Below are 9,072 nucleotides of genomic sequence, written 5' to 3' on the forward strand. Positions count from 1 at the left end.
CACACCGGGCAGCCACGACGCCCACCGCGACACCCCGCCCCCCGGCCACACCCGCCAGGAGTACCGCGGGCTGTCCCGGGCCGCGGTGCGGCTCGACGGCCCCGCCCTGGAATCCCTGCTGGACGACTGCCTCGCCCGGCACGGCCTGATCACCGGCTGGGAGGAGGTGATCTCCCCCGCGCTGCACGCCGTCGGCCGCAAGTGGTCCTCCGCCGGGGACCGTTACGTCGCCGTCGAGCACCTGCTCTCCTGGCACGTCTCCTGCGCACTGCGCCGGGTGCGCACCCTCGCCGCGCCGGCCGACGTGCCTCCGGCGGTGCTCGCCTGCGTCCCGGGCGAGCAACACAGCCTGTCCATCGAGGCGCTGGCCGCCGCACTGGGCGAACGCGCGCTGCCCACGCGGATGTTCGGCGCGGCCGTTCCGGCGGAGGCGCTGACCAGCGCGGTCCAGCGGATCGGCCCCTCCGCCGTGGTGCTGTGGGCGCAGTCCCGCGACACCGCCGACCGCGCGCTGGTCACCCACCTCACCGGCGTCGGCTGGGGACTGCGCGGCGCCCGGACCCGCCCGGCCGTCTACCTGGCCGGCCCCGGATGGTCGGGTACGGCCACCCAGCCCGGCACCGCGCGACTGACCGGGCTGGGCTCCGCCGTCCTGACACTCACCCACGCCCTCACCCGCTGATCCGCCCCGCGCCGCGTACCCGGCGCGCCGAGCCCCGTCTTCCGCCCGACCGGGTCACCGGCGCCCGTCGACGGCGCGCCCGCGCCACTCGCGCGGTCGCCGTCCGGAAGGATCACCGCACCCGTCCGGCGCCCGGCCACCCCGCCCGGCCGCCGGCCGGCCCGCCGCCACCCGTCCACCGCCGAAAGGCGCGCCCATGACCCCCCGCCCGCATCTGCTCTTCGGCGACCACCTCGGCCCGCACTTCGCCGAACCGGCCGAGGACGGCCCCGACGAGGACGCGCCCCTGGTCATGATCGAGTCCCGGGCCGTCTTCCGCCGCCGCCGGTTCCACCGCGCCAAGGCCCACCTGGTCCTCTCCGCGATGCGCCACCGGGCCGCCGAACTCGGCGACCGCGTACGGCTCGTGCGCGCCGACACCTACCTCGACGGACTGCGCATGGCCCTCCCCCGCCGCACCGGCGGGCGCCGCACCCGCGGCCGGTCCGTCACCGTGCACCACCCCACCTCCCACGCCGCGCTGCACCTCGCCTCCGGACCGGCCGGGCTCACCGTCCTGCCCGCCCGTGGATTCCTGCTCGGGCGGCGGGAGTTCGACGCCTGGAGGGAGACGCGCGGGGACGGCCCGCTGCGGATGGAGGACTTCTACCGGCACGTCCGGCGCGATCACGACCTCTTGATGGACGGCGACCAACCCACAGGCGGCCGCTGGAACTTCGACCACGACAACCGCGAACCCCCGCCCCGGGACGCCCGGACGCTCGGCGTTCCCGCCCCGTGGACCGCCGAGGAGGACGAGATCGACGACGAGGTCCGGCACGACCTCGACCGCTGGGAACGCGACGGCGACATCACCTTCCTCGGCGAGGACGGCCCCCGGATCTTCCCCGCCTCCCGGCGCGAGGCGCTGGACGCGCTCACCCGCTTCCTCGACCACCGGCTCGCCGAGTTCGGCCGGTACGAGGACGCGATCCTCGCCGAGGACCCCTGGATGAGCCACAGCCTGCTCTCCGTGCCGCTCAACCTCGGGCTGCTCGACCCCGCCGAGTGCGTCGAAGGCGCCGTACGCCGCTACCGGGAGGGCGCCGCGCCGCTCGCCTCGGTCGAGGGCTTCGTCCGGCAGGTCGCCGGCTGGCGGGAGTACGTGTGGCACCTGTACTGGCACTTCGGCGACGACTACCGGCGGCGCAACGCCCTGCTCCACCGTCGTTCGGTCCCCGCCTGGTTCGCCGAACTGGACTCCGCCGCCGTCACCGCCCGCTGCCTGTCCACCACCCTGGAACAGGTCCGCCGCACCGGCTGGGTGCACCACATCCCCCGGCTGATGGTGCTCGGCAGCCGCGCGCTGCAGAGCGGCTGGAACCCGGCGGAGGTCACCGACTGGTTCCACCGTGCCTTCGTCGACGGCTACGACTGGGTGATGGTGCCAAATGTCGTCGGCATGTCGCAGTACGCGGACGGCGGGCGGATGACCACCAAGCCGTACACCTCCGGCGGCGCCTACATCCACCGCATGAGCGACCTCTGCGGCGGCTGCGCCTACCGCCCCGGCGACCGGGTCGGCGAACGGGCCTGCCCCTACACCGCCGGCTACTGGGCGTTCCTCGACCGGCACCGGGAACGGCTGGCCCACAACCACCGGATGTCCCGGCCGGTGGCGGGCCTGGACCGGCTCGACGATCTGCCGGAGCTGCTGGAGCAGGAACGCCGCCGCGGCTCCACGCCCCCGTGACCGGCTCCCCGTCCGTGGCGCGCCGATGGCCGGTGCCGGGCCCGCCGGGACCGCGGGCCCCGCACCGGACCACCACGGCAAACCGCCGGACTCCGGATTCCGCGCCAGGTGGAACGCGGGTCGCACGGAGTCCGGCGGTGTGATCAGAGTGCTGCGCCGCCGCCCCACCCGGCAACTCGCACCGCTTATGCGTCGCTTCCGTCCCCACTGCCGCGTTCCCCCACGGCCGGACGCGTCCCGCCCGGGGCGCACGCGCCGCCGCGTGACGTTCCCCGGCCGAACGCTCCCGCGCGTTACGGTGTGGACCGCGCGCCCCTCAGCGGGCCGCCCGGCGGTGGGGCCCGCCGGAACCAACCGCGGCGTCCGCCGCCAACGGTCCCTGCCTGACAGTTCGCTTCGCCCCGGCGCACCGGGGCGCCCACCAGGCAGGAGCAACTCCGTGGACCACCACCGCCGGCCCTCCACCGGCCCCGAGCCGACCGCGCGCCCCCTCCCGGCCGACCCCGACACGGACACCGGACCAGCTCCCGCCGGCGTCCCGCCCGGGCGCCGCCGCTGGGAGATCGTCGGCGCGATCGCCGTCGGCGGCGCGATCGGCGCGTGCGCCCGCTACGGGGCGAGCCTGGCCTGGCCGTCAACCGGCACCGGCTTCCCGTGGACGACGCTCGCGGTCAACCTCAGCGGATGCGCCGCGATGGGCGTGCTGATGGTCCTCGTCCACGAGCGGACCTCGGCCCACCACCTCGCCCGGCCCTTCCTCGGCACCGGCGTCCTCGGCGGCTACACCACGTTCGCCACCTACGCCGTGGAGGCGGGCACCCTGCTCACCGACGGGCGCCTCGGCACCGCCGCCGCCTATCTGACGCTGACGCTCGCCGGAGCGCTCGGGGCGCTCTGGGCCGCGGCCTCGCTCACCCGCCGGCTCCGCGCCGGCGCCACTCGCGGGAGCGGCCGCGCCCCGCACGACGAGGGGGATCGCCCGTGAACTGGCTTGCGATCATCGCCGGCGCCCTCGTCGGTGCACCGCTGCGCTACCTCACCGACCGTCTGCTCACCGGCCGCGTCGACGGTGCGTTCCCGTACGGCACCCTCACCGTCAACGTCGTCGCCTGCGCCGGACTCGGCGCCGTCACCGGCGCCGCCCTCCCAGGCCACCTCGCGCTCCTCCTCGGCCCTGGTCTGTGCGCCACGCTCAGCACCTACTCGACGTTCTCCTACGAGACGCTCCGGCTGATCGAGACGGGCCGGGCCCACCTGGCGGCCACCAGCACTGTGGTCGCCGTCGTCGCCGGCACGGCCGCCGCGATGGCGGGCGCGGCACTCGGCGGCACGCTGACCGGCTGAGCCGAGGCCGATCGCGCCCGCAGACCGCGTCGACAACCCGAAGTGACAGACCGGCGCATAGCGTGGCGTCCGTGACCGACAGCACTGCCGCCGTCCGGACCGCGCGGCTCACCGCCCTGTCCGACGGGGTGTTCGCCATCGCCATGACCCTCCTCGTCCTCGACATCGCCGTGCCGCCCGCCCTGGACGACGCCGGGTTCCACCGCGCGCTGCGCGACCAGCTGCCCAACCTCGGCGCCTACGCGCTGAGTTTCCTGGTCCTGTCCCAGTTCTGGCGCGACCACCGCTACGTCCTGGCCCGGGTCGACGTCTCCGCGACCAACGCCAGCCACCTGGCTCTCATCGGCCTCGGCCTGGTCGCCCTGCTGCCGTTCCCGACCGCCCTCCTCGCCGAGTACGGCAGCGCCCAACCCCTGGCGACCGCCGCCTACGCGACCGGCATCGCCGCCGTCAACGGCGTGCATCTCGCGCTGCTGCTCGGCTGCGAGACCAAGGACGCCCCGGCGGACGCCGTGCAGCGCCTCACCGTCATCGACCTCGCCCTGTCGACCGCGGTCTTCGCCGTCTCGGTGCCGCTGGCCTTCGTCAACCCGGCGATCGGGATGCTCAGCTGGACCGCGCTGATCCCGGCCAAGGCGATCGTCAGCGCACGGCAGCGGCGCGCCGAGCGCGAGGAGGGCGCCGTCCCGATCGGCTGACGGCGGACACCGCCGAACGCCGCGCGCCCCGCGCATGCCCCCAACGGGTGAAGGGACGCCACCGCTCACCGCCCACCCGCACGGCCCAACGCCCGGTTCGCACCCTCTTGTGCACTAATGGGCGACGGTGACAGCCCGTCCAGCCCGTCGACGGCGCAAGCAGCGGTGAGGAGCAGGCAACGATGCCCGAGAGCCCGGAGCACCCTGAGGAGCGCCCCCCGGCCCAGCCCCGGCCACACCCCGACGAGAGCCCGCACGCCGGACCGGCACCCCACCCGCGGGCCCAGGCTCCGGCCCGTACCGCGCCGCGCACCACCACCTACCGGCTGATGTGGACCATCCGCTGGTCGGCCGCGATCCTGCTCACCGCCGCGGTGATCGCCCTGTTCCTCAGCATCGCCTACCAACTGCGCGTCGCCGTCCTCCCGGTGCTGATCGCCCTGCTGATCACGGCCCTGGTGGCCCCGCTGGACAAGCTGCTGCGGCGGATCGGACTCCGCCGGGGCTGGGCGGCCGGGGTCTCGGCCACCGCCCTGGTGGCGGTGGTCGCGGCCGTGGTCTGGGTGGTCGTCCAGTTGCTGACCGACGCGGCGGCCGACCTGGCGTCCGCCCTCCAGGACCTGGTGCGTCGCGCGTCCGACGAGAACGGCCCGGTGGCGGACGCGGTGCGCGGCGCGGCCGACAGCCTCACCTCACTCGGCGGGGCGGCCGCCGGCACGGCCGCGCAGGGCGCGTTCACCGGCATCAGCCTGGCCGGCCAGCTGGTGGCGGGCGGTGTCCTGACACTGACCCTGGTCTTCTTCATCCTGCGGGACCGGGAGCGCGCCGTCTCGCTGCTGCGGCGGGCGACACCCGGCGGCCACGGGGAGCTGGCCGTCAGGCTGGCGCGCCGCGCCTGGGAGTCGATGTCGGGGTTCATGCGCGGCACCACCGTGATCGCCGCGATCGACGCCACCTTCATCGCGGTGGGGCTCGCCCTGCTCGGGGTGCCGCAGGCGGCGGGGCTGGGCGCCCTGGTCTTCGTCGGCGCCTATGTCCCCTACGTGGGCGCGTTCCTCTCCGGGACCGTCGCCGTGCTGGTGGCCTTCGCCGACCAGGGGCTGATGATCGCCGTGGCGGCACTCGGTGTGGTGCTCGCGGTGCAGTTGATCGAGGGCAGTTTCCTCCAGCCGGTCGTCCAGAGCCGGACGGTGCGGCTGCACCCGGCGCTGGTGCTGCTCGCCGTCGCGGCCGGCGCCTCGATCGGCGGCCTGTTCGGCGCCCTCCTCGCGGTCCCGCTGACGGCCGCGGCCTTCGGGGTCGCCGCCGAGCTGCGCGCCCACCTGGAGACGACGACCGCTCCGGCCCCGGCCGGGCAGGTGCCCTGACGGTGGCCGGTGAGCCCGCGGGGAGACCCGCCGCTCACCGGCCACCGGGTTACGGACGCGTCAGCGCAGGTAGCGCGGCTGCGTCTGGGCGTTCAGCTCCTTCATCCGGACCCGCTCGGCACCGTCGGTCCTGCGGTCATCGATGCGCAGGACGTCCAGGCCGTTCTGGCCGTTGGAGTAGATGTGGCCGTTGTAGTAGTAGGCCGACCAGCTGCCTCCGAAGGTGAGCCGGTCGGCGGAGGCCGGCCCGCGGTCGAAGAAGGCGATCTCGTGCGGGTTCCCGGAGTCGGTGAACTCCCACACGGAGACACCGCCCTGGTACCAGCCCTGCACCATGATGTCGCGGCCCTTGACGGGGATCAGGGAGCCGTTGTGCGCGACGCAGTTCTCGGTGTCGGCCTGGTGGCGCGGGATCTTGTAGTAGCTCTGGAACTCCAGCGAGCGCTTCGCGCCCTTGCCCTTGATGTGGTAGATCCCGTTGGCGCCGTACTTGTCACCGGTCGCGGCGTTGCAGGTGGCGGCGCCGCCACCACCGAGCTCGTCGGTGAAGATGACCTTGCTGCCGTCCTCGCTGAACGTGGCGGAGTGCCAGAACGCGAAGTGCTCGACGTCCTGGACCCGGTCGACCACCTTCGGCTTCGCGGGCTTGGAGATGTCCATCAGGATGCCGTCGCCCATGCAGGCACCGGCCGCGAGCTTCCGCTCCGGGTAGACGGTGATGTCGTGGCAGCCGCTGGTGGCGGTGCCGGTCGGGTCGCCGGGGAATCCGCCGTCGGGGAAGAGCACCTCGAAGCTGGCGACGTGCGCCTTCTCCGGGGCCTTCAGCGGCACCTTCACCACCGAGATGCCGTCGTGGGGCGGCTGGCAGTCGGGGTAGGAGGCGTGGGGGAAGTAGGAGGAGACGTAGATGTACAGGTTCTTCTTGCCGTCGGGCACGAGCGTGTGGGTGTGCGAACCGCAGGCGGTCTCGACGGCGGCGATGTAGCGCGGGGCGCGGAGGTCGCTGATGTCGAAGATCCGCATCCCCTCCCACGCCTCCTTCTCCGTCGCCGGCAGGCCGGTGCTGCTGCAGGAGTCGTCACTGCGCGAGGAGTCGACGGAGAGGAAGAGCAGGTCCTCGTAGACGGAGATGTCGTTCTGCGACCCGGGGCAGAACACCTCGCTGACGATCTTCGGCTTGTTCGGACGCCGGATGTCGTAGACGGTGAAGCCGTCGTAGTTCCCGGCGAAGGCGTAGTGGCCCTGGAACGCGATGTCGGAGTTGCTGCCCCGGAGCCCGGCCTTGGGGACGTTGGCCAGATGGCGGATGTTGTCGGTGTGCACGATCTCGTTCACACCGGGGATCTCGCCGTCGGCGATGGCCTCCCTGACGGTGGCGCGGTCCTCCGAGGAGACCTCCGCCGGGGTGGGCTCGTCCGGGGTGGGGGTCGCGGTGGCGACTCCCGTACTCAACAGGGCGGCCAGCATGCCGAGTGCACCGGCCGCGGCACCGATTCGGGTGTATCTGCGTCGCTTGCGCAACGATTCCACTGGGGCCTCCTGGGCACAGTCGAATCCGTGGGGGTCTTGAGTGGCACCCAGTATTGACCAAGCATGTACATCACAACAGAGTGCCTAGCGGCCATGCCCCACGTGTCGGCCGCATTCAGGAGGACCGGCGATGGAACGTCACCCCACCCGCTCCACCCATGTGTTGAGCGGCACGGCCTGCGCCGCCGTGCTGCTCGCCCTGACGCTCACCGGCTGCACCTCCGGCGGAACCGCCGAGGCGGCAGCACCCGAGGACCAGGGCACGGCCTCGGTCATCGCCCCCGGCCGGCCCGGCGAGGAGGCCCGCACCCTCACGCCGGCCGAGGTGCTCGCGGAGTCCGAGGCCCGCGACCTTCCGCCGAACGAGGCCGACGTCACCTATGTCTCGATGATGATCACGCACCACGAACAGGCCTTGGAGATGACCGCACTGGCCGACCGCCACGCGGACGACACCGGCGTCCGGCGCCTGGCCGAACGCATCACCGCGGCACAGACCCCCGAGATCGAGATGCTGCGGGCGTGGATGGAGAACTACGAGGAGGACAGCGCGGACGCGCACCACGGCCATGGCCACAGCCACGGGGACCACGACGCGGACGGCGGCCACGGGGACGACCACGCGGACATGCCGGGGATGGCCACCCCCGAGGAGCTGGCAGCCCTGGAGAAGGCCCGCGGCACGGAGTTCGACCAGCTGTTCCTCCAGCTGATGATCACGCACCACGACGGCGCGGTGACCATGTCCGTGGACGCTCTGGCCGAGGGCGACGATCTGACCATCTCCGAGCTCGCCACCGAGATCGCGGCCCAGCAGAGCGCCGAGGTGGGCCGCATGGACCAGATGCTGGAAGAGCTCTGAAGTCCACCGACCGACCACGGACCGGATAACCGTGCGAACGGACCGGCTCTTGCCAATTAGCGTCGGACAATGGCATATGCGGTGATACACAAAAGAGGGAACCTCGGAACTCCGCACCACCGGGGTAAGTGCACCCCGCGCCTATCACCCAGGGCTCAGAAATACCCCGAACAGGCTCATTGACGGACCGCTGTGCGGTTCCGCCGGGCGGAACCGCACAGCGGTCCAACCCGATGGCGGCACATCCCGTGGGCCTGTGCCACCACGGGGAAGGACGGGGTCACGGAGACCATGCCGCCCCGCAAGGACACATGCACAGCAGGTTACCGTCCTCGTCCGTATAGATCTCTATTTCCTCTGATCCCCCGCAAACTGGGCATCTCACAGTTTCACCGAACCTTGAGCAGGCGGACATATTTTCAACCGGCGTACAGGCCGCTCGATTCTTCCCCAGTTCCATGATGTCGCCCTGATGAAACACCGCGAGTCCCGGCCCGCATTGTGGGCACAGCAATTCAACGCGCATTCCGTTACACTTCGCCATCGCGTAGACACCCCGGGTGCGGCGGGAGGAGCGGGCCACGTCGGGCTGGGCCGTCCGGCCGACCGGCGGCGCCCAGGAGCCGACCCGAGCCACCGGCGCACGTCGAGGGCGCCAGGGGGTCGCTTCGCGCCGTCCCCCGGACCGCGCTGGCTCGGGAGGGGGCGGGGACGGCGGCACGGCGAGCGGCAGCAGAGGCCGGCGGTGCGGGCCGCGGTAGCCCGCGCCATGGCGTGCAGGCTGGATCAAAAACCATCCGGAAACGCAGAAAGGGCCCTACCGACATAAGCCGGTAAGGCCCTCTCCAACAAGTAGT

Annotated in this window: 8 protein-coding genes; 7 read left to right on the forward strand and 1 reads right to left on the reverse strand. The window is 72.9% G+C overall.

Translation table 11 applies throughout. The features are described from left to right. The 6 genes from E0D90_RS19960 to E0D90_RS19985 form a co-directional block, all read left to right on the forward strand. Window positions 1–682: B12-binding domain-containing protein (locus E0D90_RS19960; RefSeq protein WP_174856228.1), on the forward strand; the 682-nt coding region annotated here is incomplete at its 5' end. Between the two features lie 196 nt (window positions 683–878). Further along, window positions 879–2,414 carry a cryptochrome/photolyase family protein gene (locus E0D90_RS19965; RefSeq protein ID WP_130799498.1) on the forward strand — a complete coding sequence of 512 codons (1,536 nt, stop codon included), beginning with the start codon at window positions 879–881 and terminating at the stop codon, window positions 2,412–2,414. Between the two features lie 439 nt (window positions 2,415–2,853). Then, window positions 2,854–3,399, forward strand: a complete 546-nt coding sequence (locus E0D90_RS19970; protein ID WP_227870350.1) for a fluoride efflux transporter FluC — start codon at window positions 2,854–2,856, stop codon at window positions 3,397–3,399. Continuing rightward, window positions 3,396–3,758 (forward strand): fluoride efflux transporter FluC, encoded by a 363-nt coding sequence (locus E0D90_RS19975; protein ID WP_103528267.1) that lies wholly within the window; start codon window positions 3,396–3,398, stop codon window positions 3,756–3,758. The genes E0D90_RS19970 and E0D90_RS19975 overlap by 4 nt, the downstream gene beginning before the upstream one ends. Before the next feature lie 71 nt (window positions 3,759–3,829). After that, window positions 3,830–4,456: a TMEM175 family protein gene (locus E0D90_RS19980; RefSeq protein WP_227870351.1), complete on the forward strand. Its 627-nt coding sequence runs from the start codon at window positions 3,830–3,832 to the stop codon at window positions 4,454–4,456. A 182-nt stretch (window positions 4,457–4,638) separates the two neighbouring features. Next, window positions 4,639–5,823 carry an AI-2E family transporter gene (locus E0D90_RS19985; protein WP_227870352.1) on the forward strand — a complete coding sequence of 395 codons (1,185 nt, stop codon included), beginning with the start codon at window positions 4,639–4,641 and terminating at the stop codon, window positions 5,821–5,823. Window positions 5,824–5,883: 60 nt separating this feature from the next. On the opposite strand, the gene E0D90_RS19990 is transcribed toward E0D90_RS19985, so the two are convergent. Continuing rightward, window positions 5,884–7,290 carry an LVIVD repeat-containing protein gene (locus E0D90_RS19990; RefSeq protein WP_103528268.1) on the reverse strand — a complete coding sequence of 469 codons (1,407 nt, stop codon included), beginning with the start codon at window positions 7,288–7,290 and terminating at the stop codon, window positions 5,884–5,886. Window positions 7,291–7,483: 193 nt separating this feature from the next. Between E0D90_RS19990 and E0D90_RS19995 the strand changes: the two genes are divergently transcribed. Continuing rightward, a complete protein-coding gene (locus E0D90_RS19995) occupies window positions 7,484–8,215 on the forward strand; it encodes a DUF305 domain-containing protein (RefSeq protein WP_130799499.1) in 732 nt (243 codons plus the stop codon). Window positions 8,216–9,072 lie beyond the last annotated feature (857 nt).

It is taken from the genome of Streptomyces otsuchiensis, assembly GCF_004305975.1.
Classification (GTDB): Bacteria; Actinomycetota; Actinomycetes; order Streptomycetales; family Streptomycetaceae; genus Streptomyces; species Streptomyces otsuchiensis.

What these genes read in the sequence shown, in the direction of transcription:
- E0D90_RS19995 (WP_130799499.1), top strand. Translation starts at nt 7,484, where the DNA reads ATGGAACGTCACCCCACCCGCTCCACCCATGTGTTGAGCGGCACGGCC.
- E0D90_RS19985 (WP_227870352.1), top strand. Translation starts at nt 4,639, where the DNA reads ATGCCCGAGAGCCCGGAGCACCCTGAGGAGCGCCCCCCGGCCCAGCCC.
- E0D90_RS19990 (WP_103528268.1), bottom strand. Translation starts at nt 7,290, where the DNA reads ATGCTGGCCGCCCTGTTGAGTACGGGAGTCGCCACCGCGACCCCCACC.
- E0D90_RS19965 (WP_130799498.1), top strand. Translation starts at nt 879, where the DNA reads ATGACCCCCCGCCCGCATCTGCTCTTCGGCGACCACCTCGGCCCGCAC.